This window comes from Microcystis sp. 49638_E5 (assembly GCF_021300285.1).
GTDB lineage: Bacteria > Cyanobacteriota > Cyanobacteriia > Cyanobacteriales > Microcystaceae > Microcystis > Microcystis aeruginosa_C.
Genome location: NZ_JAJTDH010000124.1, coordinates 1 through 17,099, shown reverse-complemented (window position 1 = coordinate 17,099; position 17,099 = coordinate 1). Strand labels below are relative to the sequence as shown.

The 17,099-nt window shown below is 44.0% G+C and carries 19 protein-coding genes and 1 pseudogene; 5 read left to right on the top strand and 15 right to left on the bottom strand.

From position 1 onward, the window contains the following. A partial coding sequence (locus tag LW728_RS21285) for an amino acid ABC transporter substrate-binding protein (protein ID WP_287768119.1) occupies positions 1–808 on the bottom strand: 808 nt, incomplete at its 3' end. Positions 809–844: 36 nt separating this feature from the next. Next, on the bottom strand, positions 845–1,585 hold the full coding sequence (locus LW728_RS21280; protein WP_287671100.1) for a TIGR00297 family protein: 741 nt from the start codon (positions 1,583–1,585) through the stop codon (positions 845–847). Between the two features lie 45 nt (positions 1,586–1,630). Here LW728_RS21280 and LW728_RS21275 point away from each other — a divergent pair, with 45 nt between their 5' ends. After that, positions 1,631–2,335 carry a cytochrome b/b6 domain-containing protein gene (locus LW728_RS21275; protein ID WP_002801951.1) on the top strand — a complete coding sequence of 235 codons (705 nt, stop codon included), beginning with the start codon at positions 1,631–1,633 and terminating at the stop codon, positions 2,333–2,335. Positions 2,336–3,480: 1,145 nt separating this feature from the next. Here the strand turns inward: LW728_RS21275 and LW728_RS21265 are convergent. From LW728_RS21265 to LW728_RS21245, 5 genes and pseudogenes are all read right to left on the bottom strand, one after another. Beyond that, a pseudogene (locus LW728_RS21265) lies at positions 3,481–3,660 on the bottom strand (peroxiredoxin); the annotation flags it as partial. Between the two features lie 225 nt (positions 3,661–3,885). Next, the gene (locus LW728_RS21260) at positions 3,886–4,698 is read right to left on the bottom strand and encodes a hypothetical protein (RefSeq protein ID WP_002801950.1); all 813 of its coding nucleotides are present in this window, start codon (positions 4,696–4,698) and stop codon (positions 3,886–3,888) included. A 754-nt stretch (positions 4,699–5,452) separates the two neighbouring features. Beyond that, on the bottom strand, positions 5,453–5,692 hold the full coding sequence (locus LW728_RS21255; protein WP_002801947.1) for a 2Fe-2S iron-sulfur cluster-binding protein: 240 nt from the start codon (positions 5,690–5,692) through the stop codon (positions 5,453–5,455). Between the two features lie 9 nt (positions 5,693–5,701). Then, complete coding sequence (cobQ, locus tag LW728_RS21250; RefSeq protein ID WP_287768117.1) at positions 5,702–7,177, bottom strand: cobyric acid synthase CobQ; 1,476 nt, start codon at positions 7,175–7,177, stop codon at positions 5,702–5,704. A 177-nt stretch (positions 7,178–7,354) separates the two neighbouring features. Then, positions 7,355–7,756, bottom strand: coding sequence for an Npun_F0494 family protein (locus tag LW728_RS21245; RefSeq protein WP_287768115.1), 402 nt, complete (start codon positions 7,754–7,756; stop codon positions 7,355–7,357). Between the two features lie 115 nt (positions 7,757–7,871). Here LW728_RS21245 and LW728_RS21240 point away from each other — a divergent pair, with 115 nt between their 5' ends. The 3 genes from LW728_RS21240 to LW728_RS21230 all read left to right on the top strand — a co-directional run bounded on the left by LW728_RS21240 (position 7,872) and on the right by LW728_RS21230 (position 9,667). After that, the gene (locus LW728_RS21240) at positions 7,872–8,174 is read left to right on the top strand and encodes a hypothetical protein (RefSeq protein WP_002801943.1); all 303 of its coding nucleotides are present in this window, start codon (positions 7,872–7,874) and stop codon (positions 8,172–8,174) included. A gap of 55 nt (positions 8,175–8,229) precedes the next feature. After that, complete coding sequence (locus LW728_RS21235; RefSeq protein WP_287768113.1) at positions 8,230–8,685, top strand: (2Fe-2S) ferredoxin domain-containing protein; 456 nt, start codon at positions 8,230–8,232, stop codon at positions 8,683–8,685. A 298-nt stretch (positions 8,686–8,983) separates the two neighbouring features. Continuing rightward, the gene (locus tag LW728_RS21230; protein WP_287768111.1) at positions 8,984–9,667 is read left to right on the top strand and encodes a response regulator transcription factor; all 684 of its coding nucleotides are present in this window, start codon (positions 8,984–8,986) and stop codon (positions 9,665–9,667) included. A 143-nt stretch (positions 9,668–9,810) separates the two neighbouring features. Here the strand turns inward: LW728_RS21230 and LW728_RS21225 are convergent, their stop codons facing one another. From LW728_RS21225 to efp, 6 genes are all read right to left on the bottom strand, one after another. Further along, positions 9,811–10,467, bottom strand: a complete 657-nt coding sequence (locus tag LW728_RS21225; RefSeq protein WP_287768122.1) for a discoidin domain-containing protein — start codon at positions 10,465–10,467, stop codon at positions 9,811–9,813. 165 nt (positions 10,468–10,632) lie between these two features. Then, positions 10,633–11,232, bottom strand: coding sequence for an ATP-dependent Clp protease proteolytic subunit (locus LW728_RS21220; protein ID WP_002734165.1), 600 nt, complete (start codon positions 11,230–11,232; stop codon positions 10,633–10,635). A 35-nt stretch (positions 11,233–11,267) separates the two neighbouring features. Then, positions 11,268–11,954 (bottom strand): ATP-dependent Clp protease proteolytic subunit, encoded by a 687-nt coding sequence (locus LW728_RS21215; RefSeq protein WP_002801939.1) that lies wholly within the window; start codon positions 11,952–11,954, stop codon positions 11,268–11,270. 139 nt (positions 11,955–12,093) lie between these two features. Next, entirely contained in the window at positions 12,094–13,080 is a 987-nt protein-coding gene (locus LW728_RS21210; RefSeq protein ID WP_159296305.1) for a zinc-dependent alcohol dehydrogenase family protein, read from the bottom strand. A gap of 5 nt (positions 13,081–13,085) precedes the next feature. Continuing rightward, entirely contained in the window at positions 13,086–13,580 is a 495-nt protein-coding gene (gene accB, locus LW728_RS21205; protein ID WP_287768106.1) for an acetyl-CoA carboxylase biotin carboxyl carrier protein, read from the bottom strand. Between the two features lie 166 nt (positions 13,581–13,746). Continuing rightward, the gene (gene efp / locus LW728_RS21200) at positions 13,747–14,304 is read right to left on the bottom strand and encodes an elongation factor P (RefSeq protein WP_002750882.1); all 558 of its coding nucleotides are present in this window, start codon (positions 14,302–14,304) and stop codon (positions 13,747–13,749) included. Between the two features lie 176 nt (positions 14,305–14,480). Between efp and LW728_RS21195 the strand changes: the two genes are divergently transcribed. Then, positions 14,481–14,798 carry a DUF3067 family protein gene (locus tag LW728_RS21195; RefSeq protein WP_002801936.1) on the top strand — a complete coding sequence of 106 codons (318 nt, stop codon included), beginning with the start codon at positions 14,481–14,483 and terminating at the stop codon, positions 14,796–14,798. A gap of 142 nt (positions 14,799–14,940) precedes the next feature. Here the strand turns inward: LW728_RS21195 and LW728_RS21190 are convergent, their stop codons facing one another. Both LW728_RS21190 and LW728_RS21185 read right to left on the bottom strand, forming a co-directional pair. Next, entirely contained in the window at positions 14,941–15,672 is a 732-nt protein-coding gene (locus LW728_RS21190) for a PEP-CTERM sorting domain-containing protein (protein ID WP_287768104.1), read from the bottom strand. A 128-nt stretch (positions 15,673–15,800) separates the two neighbouring features. Next, a protein-coding gene (locus tag LW728_RS21185) for an ISKra4 family transposase (protein ID WP_287768101.1) occupies positions 15,801–16,864 on the bottom strand; the annotation gives its coding sequence in 2 pieces (ribosomal slippage) (positions 15,801–16,708 and positions 16,708–16,864; 1,065 coding nt in all). Between the last annotated feature and the right edge of the window lie 235 nt (positions 16,865–17,099).

Genomic DNA, 17,099 nt, shown 5'->3' with positions numbered 1-17,099 from the left:
TCCCAAATTCTTCCCCTTGAATTAAACTAAAAACGATCGAGCGGACGGCATTCGACCAAGGGGGATCACCATCGGCCACGGCTGGGGCCAAGGGTTCCTTAGATATTACCACTTCTAATAATTGATGATCCTCTGGTCGGGGAAAAACCGAGCGCCGGGCCACCAATTGGGAGCGATCGGAGGTGACAGCCTGACAACGCCCCGCCTGATAAGCTGTATATAAAGCCTCCACATCATCGGAAACGATCGGTTTATAGCCTTGAACTGCCGCTTTTGCCATGGCATCGGCCAGATTTTGTTCTGTGGTGGTTCCCGATAGCACACAAATGGACTTTCCGCTCAAATCTTCTAATTTCTTAACATTACTGGCTTTCGTGGCCATAATTCCCTGACCATCATAGAAAACCGGGGTGATAAACTCCATCCCCAGGGCGGTATCCCGGTTAATCGTCCAGGTGGTGTTGCGACTGAGGATATCCACTTCTCCCGTCTGTACGGCAGTAAATCTCTCTTGAGGGCTAAGTTTACGATATTCGACTTTGGACGGATCATTAAAGAGAGCCGCCGCAATAGCTCGGCAAATTTGCACATCTAAGCCCGAATATTCGCCTTTTTCATTAACAAAGCTAAACCCCGGCACTTCTCCGTTAATGCCACAAATTAACTTACCGCGATTTTTCACCGTTTGCAAGCGGCCAGCATCGGGACTACTTGCGGTGTTAGAACTAGAATTAGGTTGATTTTCCGTCCCACAGGCAGTAATTAGCAGTAACAGCAGGGAAAATGCACAAAAACGCCACTTTAGCATAGATATTCTCTGAAAAATTTTTTTAGTCACTTAACTTTAGCGGAAAGACCAGAGCAAGCTTAACAGTATAGCCACGATCGCACCGATAACCGTATTGATCACATTGACTAATTCATTAGTTAACCACAGAAAGCGGGTTTGTAGGGTAGCACCGATGATACTTTCGATATTGGTGGCGATAAATGCCGCAATTACGCACCATAACACACCAAGAAGATCGATCGCACCGATAGCCCATGCTAACAGGGAAATCGCCGTGGCTGCCAGCAAACCGGCGAGCGTTCCCTCTAAACTAACAGCCCCTTCCGTTCCCCGGGGGACGGATTTAAAATTAGTGATTAGATAAGTAGTTTTACCGTAAGCTTTGCCCACCTCACTGGCAGTAGTATCGGCTAATTTGGTGCTAAAACTAGCCACATAAGCGAGTCTTAAGAGGTAATCCCAGGGAGAAGCGGCAAAAAGACTGAGGATAGCGCAAATTGCCCCCGCTAAAGCGGAACCCCAGACATTTTCAGGACCGCGCACCCCCGCTCTTTTTTCGGCAATTCCCTCTGCTTCCTTGCGAGCTAACCCGATGCGGGTGACAGTAGAACCGACGAGGAAATAGAATAAAACAATTAGATAACCGCGCCATCCCAAGCTTCCCCAGACAATCACCCCTAAAAACCAAGCATGGAGATAACCCATCGGAGTTAAGAGCTTTTTTGGGGCAATTGCAGCGATTCCGAGCAGCACGGTATTGAGAAGAATAGCGACGAGCCAAGGATTAGTTAACATAGTATCTGGGCAAAGTTTACCTCCCCTATTGTATCGATCGAGTTCATGAAAACTAATCAACCTTATCAACCTCTTTTACTGCGAATTCTGCACGGATTCACGGGAATTGCCCTCATTGCCGCCATGGTTACGGCCTATTGGACCTATGATACTTTTGACGGTCGTTGGTTAAAACTGCCTTTACCAGAATATCGAGAAATTGAAAGTATTCATGGCACTTTTGGCCTCTATACTCTGATTATCTTTCCCGTTTTTGCTATCTATGCTTTTCGTCGGGGTAACAAAAGATTAATTCAAAGTGATTCTCTTAACAAATTAACCCAATTTGGTAAGCCGATTTGGTGGTACAGTCTCCATCGTTTAGTCAATACTTTGACTCTTTTTGCCCTAACTTTTGCCTTGTATAGTGGACGGATGATGGATTCCGAATGGCTACCGGAAGGGGAATTAAATCACTTTTGGTATTATGCCCATTTGCTCAGTTGGTTAATTATGGCAGTAAGTCTGATCCTGCACCTGCTCATGACTGCTAAAGTGGGAGGGATTCCCCTGTTATTATCTATTCTTAAATGGCGTTTTCGTGAACAAGATAATCCGAAATTATGGTTATCTCAATTACGTCAATGGCGGTTAAATTTGCGTCTAGCCAATACTTTGCAGTGGCTACAATCTCTTAACTTATATAAAGTCTTAGAAATTGTTGTTTTATTGGCTATTATAGCAGCTTGGATTGTTCCCAAGTTTGACTAAGCTGTACTGTATTTAAACTGCGTATTGGGAATTTTAGTACAAATGCTCAAATTCCCTTCTAGTCTCCTCTCCTATACCTTTTAAACAGGATTTAGTATGATTTATTGACCCCGACGAGCGAGAATAATCATCGTCTTCGCTAAGGGAGCAATACGACCAATACGATAGACTTTTTCTACCGATAAATTAGCTTCTGTTAATATAGCGGTTTTCACAGAAGTGAGTCCCGACTGAAACGCTGAAACGCCTATCTATCAAGGTATTTACTATACCTTATTAGACGAAAACCGCTATATTTGACCAGAAAATATAGCAGTTTTCATCAGAATGAGGCATGGGCAAGGAGCTTAAACCCCTTGTTGGCAAAACCTGTCGATACCTCAGTAACGTGAAAAGCGCTATAAAAAGGTAGAACAATCTGGATCATTTGTTCTCAAACAAAGCAAATTAAGTAGGTAGGCGTTAAAAGTTGTCAGATGCCCCCCTTAATAAGGGGGGATTAAAGGGGGGACTAAGGGGGGATCGGCACCCCCCTTATCAAAGGGGGGATCAAGGGGGGATTAAAGGCAAAATCCATTTTTAATTTAATTATAACCAGCTACTTATCTTTAAATTTCAAGAACTCGCCCGTAATTCCTCTAAACGTGCTAAAACTTCGGCACTGTGAATGGCAGGATTTACCCCCTAAATAGGGTCTGCTGAAAAAGTTATTGAAAAGTACAGGTCTCTTAATCAATGATTTCACTTAGCTACAACTATAATCTTCCGTTGTTGATTAATCCATAAATTATAACTTATCATAATCATTGACCGAGAAAAAGTGCTGTTTTCCCATTTCATACTAAATCCTGTTTAATAAGGTATAGGGAAGCAGCGGAGCAGGGAGCAGGGAGAAACAATTCATAACTTGGGAGTTAATCACATAAAAAAGCCCAAAAAACCTGCCTCAACAGGTTAGAAAGATTCATGACTAAAAAAGTAATAGCAATCGCTGAAAAGGAAGTATGAGGAAGTTTAGCCATCACTTTACCTAAACTATAGTCATTTCAATTAAGATTGAGAATATCAATCCCAGAGTTCATAAGGCTTTTGTCGGTTTAGACTGTATCAGACTTATCTGAAATGACTATAAATCTTCTTTTCCCTTTACCCCGATAGTCCGATAGGGAAATATTCCCTTCTCCCGTGTTAGTCGGTAGGGTAAAATCGGGTGCAGGTTAATTTAAAGCGGGTTGGAGGCCACCTAAAGCGTTAGTATCGGGAATAAGGGCAAAAAATGCCAGAATTACTGTACTTAAAAAACTCAACAGTTGACGACGAGACATAATCAGTTAAGCTAAGACGTATTTAAACTGCTTATTCTTGGATTAGGCGAATCTCCTCCAATCCCTTTACTGTTGCCTCTTGCCTCGTCTCAACAAGCAATTTAAGTTATGAACAGCTTACCGCCTTATTGTAACAAAAATTTCACTACTTCACAACCGGGTCAAACGCCACCTTTTCTGTGGTTGAGGCTCCACTGACTTTTATACGCCACTAAGCACGACCCTTTACAGATATAGCCAAGGCATAGTTTGACGAGTCAAGACACGAATTGCGTATTTCAACTGTTCGGAACGACTATTATAGTCTTTTCCCCCAAAATGTCCCGCAATACCAGAAAATTTCGGTTCAACGGGAAACCTTTTACAAACATTAGCCGATTGTGATGCTAAATTAATAGCTTGATAATATTGATGTTCACTATAAAAACAACCCTGCTGATGATTTTTGTGCATCGGCTGCAGGTAGCTTTCATAAAAGCATTTGCTAAAGACAAGAAAACGAGTATCTGCATAGGAAGGATTATTTTGTTTGTTCTGTAATTGTTGCCAAATCGGCCATTTAAAATCACATAAACACTCAAAGGGACTTTTAACCCTCTCTAAAATATCCGTCATATTGAAAAGATAAATTCTACCAGTTATCTTGGCAATATAAGAAGACTCTTTGACCAGTGCTGATTTTAAAATTCCCTGCTCTATTAATAGGGTTTCGCCGTAACCTTTGCCAAAATTACGAGGAAAATCATTGGCATCTAGTGAAATAAATTCAATTTGTTTGTTATGGGGATTTTCTTGAGTCGTTTCTTGCAATCGCTCAAGAGGCCAACCAGAATTTTCCACAAATAGTATTTTTTTGATACGAGGATGAAAATTAATATAATACTTCAGGGAATTATAGTAATCTTCCTGTCTTTGCTCAGGAACAGTTGGATAGGCTTTCGGCATACCTTTAATATTAATTGTTGCTGTTAAAAGTAAAACTAATTCCTGCTCTAAATTTAACCAACCAGCTTGAAAACTTGTTCGTGATGCATTCATAAGCTATTGTCTGTATTTATTGTGGGCTCTTCTCGACTTTGTGTGATAATTTTTGCTTATGGAACGCAAAATGCTTACGGGACAAGACTTTTAAGACTATTTTGACGTTCGGCGAAGCTCCGTCGAGCCGCGGAAGAAACTATCAGTATAGATCTCGTTTCCGCACAGAAACCAGAAGAGCCTATTGTGTGATTATGGCAGTTTTCATCAGAATGAGGCATGGGCAAGAGGTTTAAACCCTTTGTTGGCAAAACTTGTCGATCACTCATTAACGTGAAAAGCGCTATAGTTCTGAGATGGTTTTGACAGACCAGAATTTAATATGTCCGTGATCCCAAAGAGCGGTGATCAAAAATACGCTTTTCAGGAGGAGCAAGATCGGCAAAAATCTGACTCAGAGAGGGTAGCAAATAAGCGTGGGCAGTCCCACAGCAAGAATTTTGATAATGATAATAATCTGACATATTTTAAGATAGTTAATATGTAAGTATTTCCCGTGGCAGCACCACTACTGTCGAAAGGTAATACAAAAAGTAACTTTTGTCAAGGGTTTAGTGAAATTTATTCTTACAGCCCATTGATACGAACTGTTATACTATTTTATCAATATATTGCATATACTATTATCCATGGACATCTTGCAAAAATCAAAAACCTTCCCTTAGACGAGAAGTCGCCGAGCCATTATTCTCCTAGTTAGAAGTCGTAAACTTAACAGTAATACCCGAATTCTGTTATCAGAAAACTTTAACAACTACCAGAGCGGATCCGAGTATAAATGAACGGTTAAAGAATCTTGATCGCCGGGGATACCAGTAATACAACTACAAATTTGAGTGCCATCATCTAATTCTACTTCACAGGCGTGACAGGAACCCATTAAACAGCCGGTAGGAATGTCAATTCCTGCTTTTTTGGCCACGTCTAATAATAGTTCTCCGGTTTCCGCTTCTATGATAATATCATCGGGTAAAAAACGCACTGCAATAGTCATAATTTCTCCTTACAAATGAGCAAAAATAGGGTTAAGATTTAAATGTTCTTCCAATAAATTAGCCATATTATCTAGGGTTATTTCTCTTTGTTCACTATAGTTAGCAATTCCCGTCGGCAAAGATAATAAACCGCGACGCTGACGTAGATGATTTAGCCAAGTTCTTCGCCAAGAACCATTATCAAAGATACCATGTAAATAACAGCCCCAAATTGAGAGAGAATCATTGACAATTCCCAGACTAGCATCTTCCTCGAACATTTTTTGATAACCTGATTCACTTTCCCATTGGCTTATTCCCTGGTGAATTTCGTATCCTGTTACTGGTAAACCCCCTTGGGGAAAATTAGATAAAACTTGTCGTTGACGGGTAATTTTTTCGGCAGTAATTACCGTTTTTAAGGGCAGTAAATTTAAGCCAGCTGCCTCACTTTCGGGACCTTCTCGATGGTCAGGATCCAGGATTAATCGCCCTAACATTTGCAAACCACCACAGATGCCAAAGATAATACCTCCCCTTTGGTGATAGGCTTGTAATTGATTAGCCATACCACTTTGATTAAGAGCAATTAAATCAGCAACAGTGGTTTTAGAACCGGGGATAATTACCCCATCGGGATCACCTAAAGATTCCTGTAATTCTAGATAACGGACATTAACTGTTGCTTCGCCACAGAGAGGGTCAAAATCCGTAAAATTAGCGATATGAGGCAGACGAATGACACTGATATTTAGTTCAGCTTTGGGTTTTTGGGCGGGTCGATCGAGTAAACTAAGAGAATCCTCGGCACTTAAAAAGATATCACTATAGGGAAGAACTCCCAACACGGGAATTTTTGTATAATCTTCTAGCCAAGTAATCCCCGAATCTAAGAGGGATTTTTGTCCGCGAAATTTATTGATCACAATACCTTTAATTAAAGCTCTTTCCTCCGGTTCTAACAATTCTAACGTACCGACGACGTGAGCAAAAGCCCCCCCGCGATCAATATCCACCACTAAAATAGTAGCGGCATCGAGATATTTAGCCACCCGCATATTAGTTAAATCGCGATGTTTGAGATTTATTTCCGCCGGACTTCCCGCACCTTCACAGACAACTAGATCAAATTCTGTTGATAATTTAGCTAAAGATTCTTTAATTGCTTGCCAACCTTGCTCAAAATAATTCTGATAATAATCCGCTGCCGTGGTGACACCCACAGCCTTGCCTTTAATAATCACCTGAGAGGTCATATTTCCCTGGGGTTTTAATAAAATTGGGTTCATTTCTACCCGGGGAATTGTCCCCGCGGCCCATGCTTGCACCGCCTGAGCGTGACCCATTTCTCCCCCTCCGGCGGTAACATAGGCATTAAGGGCCATATTCTGACCTTTAAAGGGTGTTACTTGCCAACCTTTCCGGTTGAATAAACGACATAAAGCCGCAGTTAAAAAAGATTTACCCGCGTGGGAAGTCGTCCCCACTACCATAATTGCTTTCATCTAGTTTTTTTATTGAGTATTTTCAGTGAACAGTAATCGGTAAACAGTAATCAGTTGATACTAAATCCGTTGAGTATATGCTACTTATAAGGACAGGCACTCATGCAAGAGGCTAATAACTGAAAACTCACATCTGATAACTGATAACTGATAACTGATAACTGACTCCCAACAGCATTAAAAAGAAAACCAGCGTTGCAGAGTATTGAAAAATCTTTGCCAGAGAGTGGGTTTAGGGAAAAGGTCCCCTTGGGGTTGCCATTTTTCTATTAATTTTCTCCCTAAAGGAGTGAGACGAAAACTATCGGTTATCCCCTGTCCATCTACTTCGCGCCGCAAAATTCCCACCTTAATCAACCAGAGAAGATAGCTTTCCGCTGCTGCTTCCGTCAGCAGTCTGGAAGTATAACCTTTCTCTAAACCCCCAGCACCAGGAATGCTTAAAAGTGATACACTTCGCTCCAGCATAGCCACAAATAAGGTGACACGGAAAGGAGAACAACAGAGGGCGCGTTCGGCCCGGTTGATGGTAGCATCAGGATAATTGATGGCGGTAACGGTGGGAGTCGATAGGCTCATAGATTCCGGTCATTTAGCTATGGATAAACTCATTGTTACACTAATTCTGTCTCAACCCCTGTCAACCCCAATCATCGATAGAATAGGGATGAAGTGTTAAGTAGCTTGAGTGTTTATGCAGTCTCCCGAACCGTTCGATACTAAATATACCCCAGAGGAAGTGGAAGTGGAAATCGAAACCGACGATTTTCCCCCCCTTGATACCCCGGTTAGTTTTGCTGCCACTCTCGAAAAAGTGAAAACTTGGTACGGCAGCCTGTCCACACCGGCACAGGTAGTCGTAGCAGTGGCGGGGGTTTTTGTGGCTCTTTCGATTTTAACGGCGATTTTACGGCTAGTTAGCGCAGTTTTGAGCGCTTTAATCCTTGCCGCTATCGTTTATCTCATCTATCGTTACATCCTCAAACCGAAAGTTTAGTCGGCTATGCACATTTTCTGTTCAATGTCAAGAGTTTAGTTGATAAAAAAAATTTATGGAAGAAGCGGACACTAGAGATATCTTGGGGGAAAATGTGACTAAGTTGGGATTGGCCCAGATCCAGCGTCATCTATTTCTCTGCTGCGATCAGACTAAGCCAAAATGCTGTGACAAGCAAGAAGGGTTAGAAGTGTGGGATTATTTAAAGAAGCGGTTAAGTGAATTAGAACTCGATCGCCCTAGCGCCGACCGTCCGGGTTGTGTTTTTCGCACTAAAGCCAACTGTTTGCGGGTTTGTAGCCAGGGACCGATTTTATTAGTGTACCCGGAAGGAGTCTGGTATGGAAGGGTAAACAAGGAAGCGATCGAAAGAATTATCCAAGAACACCTAATCGGTAATCAAATCGTCACCGAATATGCTTTCCTTCGCCACGATTTACCGGCAATTTCTCGGAACTGTCCAGAAGAAGAACCCGAAACAATAGAGGAAAACAGCGTTAAAACTAGCTGAAACACAATTAATTAGGGTTTGCGGCAAAAAGTTTTTCGTGGGGGCAGGGTGTGGGGTGTGGGGTGTAGGGTTTTACCGATTTTGAGGGAGTCAATTACCTAATTTTTAGGGAAAAAGTCCCAGAATTTTCCCCCCAATCACTCCAATGGTCGGCAGTTTTTGAGAGAAAAAAAGTCTAAAAACCTTGTTGGATAAGGTTTTTAGATTTATTCAGGAAACCCTAACTACCTGTTGCATGAGTGCCTATCGATCCTTTGTCCGTCTCCATTCCCCCAACCCTGCAGCTCGGAAAATACCCATGAAAGAGACCAACAAAGACAATAAACAACTTTTATTAATCGACGATGACCCAAATTTAATACTTTTGGTGAAGGATTATCTAGAGTTTCGTGGTTATAGGGTGATAACCGCAGAAAACGGTCGGGAAGCCCTAGAAATCCTCGAACGCGGGGCAAATGCGGCCAAAGCAGCGGAAATGCCCGATATAATTATCTGTGATCTGATCATGCCGGAAATGGATGGTTATGCCTTCCTCGAAACAATTCGTCAGGACAGTCGTTTTAGTGGTCTTCCCGTGATTTTTCTCTCCCCTGAGGGGCAAAGTCAGGACAAGGTGACAGGTTTAACCGCCGAGGCCGATTTTTATATGGTTAAACCCTTTGAACCGGAAGAATTAGTGGCCCGGGTGGAGTCTTCCCTCACACAAGCGGGCCGGTTGCCGAAACGCAGCACCCGCATCCATTCCGATGATGTCACCTCTCTTCAGGTTCCGGGTAATGTGGAATTAACCCCAACGGAGTTAAAAGTAGTACAATTGGTCGCCCAGGGACTGGCTAATCGGGAAATCGCCGCAAAACTCAATGTTAGTCAACGGACAATCGAAAGCCATGTGTCGAATATGCTCCATAAAACCGGTCTTCATAATCGCACGGAATTGAGCCCCAATCGATCGGAGGGCGCAAGCTTTGCGCCCCTACAGTAACGGATTTTGTCCACAATGTAGGGGCGAACTGCGTTCGCCCAAAAGGTACATTATCAAAGCGCAAGTCCCTAAATCCTGTTCAAGAAGAGTGGGCAGTGGGGAGAAGAGGGCTAAGGGTAATTAACCAACCTACCATCTAAAGATTACATTCTTTTTCTGAAACCAACACCCGCTAAACCAAAGGCTAACAGAGCAAGCAAGGAAGAAGGTTCAGGAACAGATTGAAGCTGAGGAGGTTGATCAGGAGTTCTATCAAATTGAACCTCAGAGAAGCCAGTACCATTAACAGAATCCCAGTTACTAGCAACAACAAACCGGACAAAAGAGGCTGTAACCGGAGAAGAAAAGCTGAACGTCTCTGGATTTACAGCAGCAGCATTAGTTGCGGCGATAGCAAACTGAGTAGGAGCACCCGCTATAGTCGTGAAAGTTGTCCCATTGGTGGAGGATTGAACAGTCACGCCCTTAATTCCGGCAGTCCTCTGTGCGTTAAAGTTCCAGAAGCTAAAACCAGCCAGACTATAGCTGCCATTGAGATTGAAAGTGATATTACCAGTGAACGCAGTTCCCAACCAAGCATTAGTCAAAGTTGCCGCAGCATGAGATCCTGTCAGACTTGGTGTATTACTGGGCAACCCGGCACCATTGACGGTATTGGCTATGTTAGCAGAGGCAAAACTACCCATATCTGTCGAGGCAGTGATGTTAGGAATCAGAGCGGCTTGGGCGTTTTGTGCCACACCCAACATTAACCCTAAACTGGCAGTGGATAAAACAATCGGTGCGATGGCGACTTTCATTGGGAAATTTCCTTCAATAATTAACGGAAATGAGTTTATTTTTTTTTGCCCATTTCTGCTAATTTTGATACAGTTTTTTCCCATTTTTTATGGTAAAGAAGTCAGGTTTATTATCAGAAAAAAAGGTTAGAACAGGCGAGAAACCTGTTCTAACCTCTGACTGACTTAAGCCGGTCTTCCCTCGACCACCTTATCGATTAAACCGTAGGCGACAGCTTCCTCGGCGGAGAGGAAATAATCGCGGTCTGTGTCTTTTTCGATACGTTCGATGGTTTGTCCAGTGCGATTAGCCATAATTTCGTTTAATTGCTGGCGAATACGCAGGATTTCCTTAGCTTCAATGTCGATATCCGTCGCTTGCCGGCGCCCGGTTCCGCCCATGGGTTGGTGAATCATAATCCGCGCATGGGGAAGGGCGAGACGCTTACCCGGACTACCAGAAGCCAGTAAAAATGCCCCCATAGAGGCCGCTAATCCCACACAGATAGTCACCACTTCCGCTTTGATGTACTGCATGGTGTCGTAGATGGCCATCCCGGCGGTAACGGAACCCCCCGGCGAGTTGATATAGAGATAGATGGGTTTAGTGGGATCTTCCGAGTCGAGATAAAGCATTTGGGCCACAAGGGCATTGGCTAACCCGTCGGTGACTTCCTGCCCCAAAAAAAGAATGCGTTCCACCGAAAGACGGCTGTAAATGCTAATCCACTGTTCGTATTGGCTACCAGGCAGACGGTAGGGAACTTTTGGCACACCGATAGGCATAATTGGTAACAACTCCTGCTAATTTGTAATAAATCTTAACTAACTTGGGCGAGGGGTTTCGGCAGCTCCTTGCGACTTTCGAGAACGAGATCGATTAATCCGTAGTCTTTCGCCTGTTGTGGGGTGAGATAGAAGGTGCGATCCATATCTTTCGCCAGTTTTTCGGTGGTTTGACCCGTATTTTTCGAGAAAATTTCCAACATCGTCTGTTTATTGGCGATTACCTCCTTGGCGCGAATCTGGATATCGGTGGCTTGTCCCTGGGCCCCGGTGCGATTTTGGTTGAGAACAATGGTAGCGTGGGGTAAGGAGGCGCGAAAACCCTTGGTTCCTGCGGAAAGAATCATCGCGGCAGTTCCCATGGCCTGTCCGATACAGATAGTATGAACGGGAGGTTTAATGTAGTTGAGGGTGTCACAGATGGCGAAAGCTTCCGTTTCGTAGCCGATCGCGTCGCCAGTGTACCAGGATGTGCCGGTAGAGTTGATATAGAAGAAAATCGGTTTTTCGGGATCGTCAAATTGCAGGTAGAGCAGTTGGGCGATAATTAATTCCGTCACGTCCACCCCGACATTGCGCTTGACATCATCGGAGGAAAATAAGGGCAACCCCAGATAGACAATTCTCTCTTTGAGCAGGAGAGATTCTAAGTCTGGTGGTGGTGTCCGATAGGCTGCATCCCCATAATAGGCAGTTTGTACCGCTTTAATCACTGAGTTCATCGAGTTTTTCCGTCATACACAGTATCCTGCTTTTGATTTTAACGTAATCAGGTTGACCGATCGGCAAAAGTGTAGCGGTGGTTTGCCTTCTCCCTGCTTTAACAACTTCTGCTGTTCACCAGTAGTAACAAGCAGATTTCTAGTCAATAATTAGGGCTATTTTCCCCGTCACCGAACCAGTTTCTAGGAGTTGATGGGCGCTGATAGCTGCCGCTAAAGGGAAGGTTTGGGAGAGATGAATGGTTAACTTTTTCTCGTCAATTAAACGCGCCCCTTGTCTGAGAATTTCTGTTTGATATTTTTGCGCTTCTGGCAGTCCCATCAAAGCCGGGGTTAACATTAATTCTAAACTAATCCGCAAATTGCGATCGCGGGCTTCCTTCCAGCTGCCCGTAGGTTCCAAAATCGTCACCATATCGCCGTACACTCGCACCGCTCGGCAAGTTTGCCTAAAAGTTTCCCCTCCCACCGTATCAAAAGCGATATCTACCCCTTTCCCTGCGGTTTCTTGAAGTATCGCCGCGACAAAATCGGTTTGTTTGTATAAAATCGGGTAATCTGCCCCTAATTGCCGCACTAAACGCTCTTTATCGCTATTTCCCACCGTCGTATAAACTTTAGCCCCTTTCAGTTTCGCCAATTGAATCGCGACATGACCAACACCCCCGGCCCCGCCATGGATAAGGACGCTTTGTCCCGACTGAAGACGAGCGCGATCGTAGAGTGCTTCCCAAGCGGTGATTAAAACCAAAGGTACAGCGGCCGCCTCGGCAAAAGAAAGAGATTTCGGCTTGTGGGCTAGATAATCCGCCTCGATTAGGGCATATTCAGCATAATTTCCCGTCCCGGCCCTGCCCAGTCCGCCGCTACAAAAGTACACTTCATCCCCGGGGCGAAAATCCTGCACCGCCGCCCCAACGGCCTCGACAATTCCCGCCCCGTCACAGCCCAAAATGGCTGGCATTTGCTCGGGGTAAAAAGTGCCGCGTTTACGAATTTTTGTATCAATAGGGTTGACACCAGCGGCTTTTAATGCTACTAAAACCTGATGCGGTTGACTAATTTTCGGGGTGGGGACTTGCTGAAGTTGCAGCACATCCACGGCGGTCATGAGGATAGCTTTCATTCTATCTATTCGGGATTAACCCACATTAACGTCTGGCCAAATTCTACCGGTTCACCGTTAGCGACGGCGATTTCGACGATTTGCCCGGCCACCTCCGCTTCGATTTCGTTCATCAACTTCATCGCTTCGATGATACAGACCGTTTGTCCGACCCGGACTCGATCGTTTTTTTCCACGAAAGACGGTTCATCGGGAGCGGGAGCGCGATAAAAAGTGCCGACCATGGGAGAGGTAATCGCCAGCCATTTTTTATCAATAGCGGCGGCCGCGGGTTCGGCAGTGGGGGTTTCCGGGGCCGGAGTGGGACTGGCGGCTACCACGGGAGGGGCGACCGGGGCCGTCACCACCGGCAAGGGAGCGGGGAGATGACTAAGGGCAGCATTAACGGTTCCTTTACGGATATTTAGCTCCAAATCCGTACTTTTCAGGCTAAATTCACTGATATCCGTTGCTGCCAGTGTTTTGATCAGTTCTCGAATTTCGTTGTAATCAATAGTCACCGCTCTGAAATCCCCCCGCAAATAAAAAGCAACAAATCCAAATTCGCACCCACCAAACCGTCGATTTTTCCCATCTAGCGGCTAAGTTTTGGTAAACAGGCTCAGAAACACTGGCTTTAGTCCTAAACCCGTCCCTAAGCCCTCATTTCTGGGCTTCTCATCACAATTATTCCCGTCCCAGATAGGAACCATCCCTGGTATCCACTTTAATCCTTTCACCGATGGAAATAAACAGGGGAACCATCACCTGCGCTCCCGTTTCTACGATCGCCGGTTTGGTGCCACCGGTGGCCGTATCTCCCTTGACTCCCGGATCTGTATCGGTGATTTCCAAGATTACCGAGGTGGGCAATTCCACATCTAACACTTGCTCATTCCAAAAGAGAATATTAACTTCCATTCCTTCTTTCAGATACTTGGCTCTCTCGCCCATTTGTACCGGGGTGAGAGTTGCTTCCTCAAAAGTCTCCATGTCCATGAAGACAAACTGATCGCCTTCTTTGTAGGTGTGCTGCATGGTGCGCTTTTCGATCGTGGCTGAGGGCAAGGTTTCCCCCGCCCGGAACGTCCGTTCTACCACGTTGCCGGTCTGGACATTTTTTAACTTGGTTCGCACGAAGGCCGATCCCTTACCCGGTTTGACGTGCAGGAATTCCACCACCCGCCAGACAGAGCCATCGATCTGGATGGTTGTGCCGCTCCGAAAGTCGTTACTCGAAATCATGAAATGCTGTTTAGGCCAAGAAAGATCAACATTCCATTTTACATACTCGCCGTACCGAAAAAAACTTTTTTACGCGAATTTGTCTGAATCGAAGCGAGGTGGACTAACCTAGGGGCAGCAGCTAAAAGTAAGTTAGAATTAATTGACTGACTGACATCTGAGAAGCGATATCAACCATGACAGGTGTGGACTTACAGCAATTATTACTAGAAAAATGGGGTCGTTCCTACGATATCCAGCTACGACGCATCAAAGATAAGGTTCATGTCCAGGTAATGTGGAAATATCTCGAACAAGCTTCTTTTCCCCTCTCCGAGTCTGAATATCTGGAACATCTCAATGCGATCGCTAATTATCTTCACGAATGGGGTGGTTTTAGTCAATTTCAAGCTTTTATCCGCGAAACCCGCGAGCGTCCCCGTCTCGGTAAAGCGGTTAGTCTGCCCCTAGATCTAGGTGAAAGGGCATCGGAATGGCTGATCAGTGATCAGTGATCAATTATCAGTGACCAGTGGGATTGTTAACTGAACAGTATACTGCATTTAAATTGCGTCCCCACTCCCCCATCCCCTTCTCTAGACACAAAAAAGGCGTTAAGCTTAACCTCAACGCTTGCCTTTAATCTAATGACAGTGACTAGCTCTTGCGACGAGCGAAAGCACCAGCACCAGCAACGGCTAAGATACCGAGGATAGCAGAGGGTTCGGGTACGCCAATTGATTTTTGTCTGAAATCGTTGGTGATACTGTTAAGTGATCCGTTAACACTAGAGACAAAGAAAGTGTCTCTGACGTAAAGTTTCAGGATATTCGGATCAACTTGAACCGTTAGGCCAGGAGAGCCAATGCCACCAATATCCAGGCTTTTAGCCTCCGAGGTTCCGACCAAACTCGACCCGCCGAAAGCATCTGACCAAACCGTCTTGTTCAGAGAGACACCGGAGTCAGTCTGGCCAGTTGTGGTATAGCCAGCGCTGAATGCTTCGAACATCTTCGTCAAAAGTTCGTTGTCGGGAGTGTCGGGGTCATCAATGATCTCGATCGTGTAATCTATGACATAAGTACCAGATGAACTTAGCAGAGGGGTAGCTGGGGTGAAGGTGAAGGTGTGCAAATCGCCCAAGGGCAGCACGGTTTCCGTAATGGTCAGAAAATTGGCCGGGTCATTTATACCAATGCCAGATGAGTTGATGTGTGTAAACAACTTGTCCCCTTTTCGGCAAGGATTGGTCTTGAAATTGTTGAAACTTTGTGGCAAACACTCCTCCTGCGCCTGCACGGGGGCAGCACCAGCAAAGCCGAAAGCGGCAACGCTGCCAGCGATAGCAAGAGCGCCAGTGGTTAGTTGTCTAGATATGTTGGTGATCATTTTAAGTTGTTTGTCAATTTATTAATTAGGGCAGTAATGCGGAGACATCCGTAGTCTAGAATATTTATAACCTGGGAGCATCTGCCCTTTGACATAAATAGAAATGCTTAATGATCTCAATAAAAAAGTTAAAAAAGGCAACCATTTAGATAAGCACAGCGATGACGAAGGACTTGCGGTACATTACCAGATTCCCAACTTGCACCAGTAATTTTAAGACGATGAGCAATTTGTTTAATTTTTGATTCAACAGAGCCAGAGCCAATCGAAATGCCCTCTGCCTGCAAATAACCATAATTGACAATTCGATGTTTATGCTTGTTCAAATAAATAATAAAATTCTCCACTTGCGGCTCTGACCATCCCTCAAAACAGGAGATAGCAGCATCCACTTCCCCCTTCCATAGAAAACATTTTACCTCATCAATCCGCTGGAATGACCCGCCAACTTTATAGAGGTTTTCGATTAAATGATACCAAGACAATATTTCAATTCTTTCCTGTTTCTCTCCTATCTGACCAAATAAATTCCAGATACCATCATGTCCATCTCCTAAACAAATTAAAGGTTCAGCCAAAACTTGAGAATTAACCAAATCTAATAAAGCTGAGTTATTTTGAAAAAAAGCCGCTACCCCCAGTTGATGAAAACTCACTGCTTTATAATCACGCCAAATCAAGGCTTTTCCCTTGGCAGTTCTTAGTCGTACTTTACCACCATCTAGGCTCATTTCTTCCACTTCCACTTCTGGGTTAGACGGTAATTCTTCAAAAGCATATCGATGTACGAGGCGTTGTTGGGTACTGTGAGAAACAGCAATTCCTGTCAATGATTTGATTTTCTGCGCCGATTTCTCGTAGGATTCATCGCCACTTAATAGCAAACAGTTCTTCTCTAACATTGGACTCATCTGAGTCCGAGACTTTATTTCTAATTTTTTCGCTTGTTTTTCTGTAATTGGTAATTCCCCCAAAATACTTTTCACTTTTCTCGTCCGACCGGCAGTTTCTTCTGTGCTTGTTTTGACAAAAAAATACCGATTTCTGGGTTAACATAATGAATCATTAAATCTCTGACTGTCTCCTCTATCTCTCCCAAGTTATTAAATTTCTTAATTTGGGATTGCTCATAGAGACATTGCCCTAACTCTTGACATAACTCTTTAATTCTTTTTTCATTTTCTGATAACATTGAATTATTCCTCCCATCGAGAGCTATTCTGAATTGTAAGTTATAACTATTATAATCTCATTTCTCTTTGTGATCAAGTTGAAGATTTTCTAGTTTTTGACTGCTATAAGTATTAATACTCATTGCATAAGTGAGATGCTCCCAACGATATCTTTATCATTTTTGTTTTGCATTTATTATCCCATAATATGTCAAATCTGACATACGGGCAAGTGCTAAACTGCCTTTTGTATCA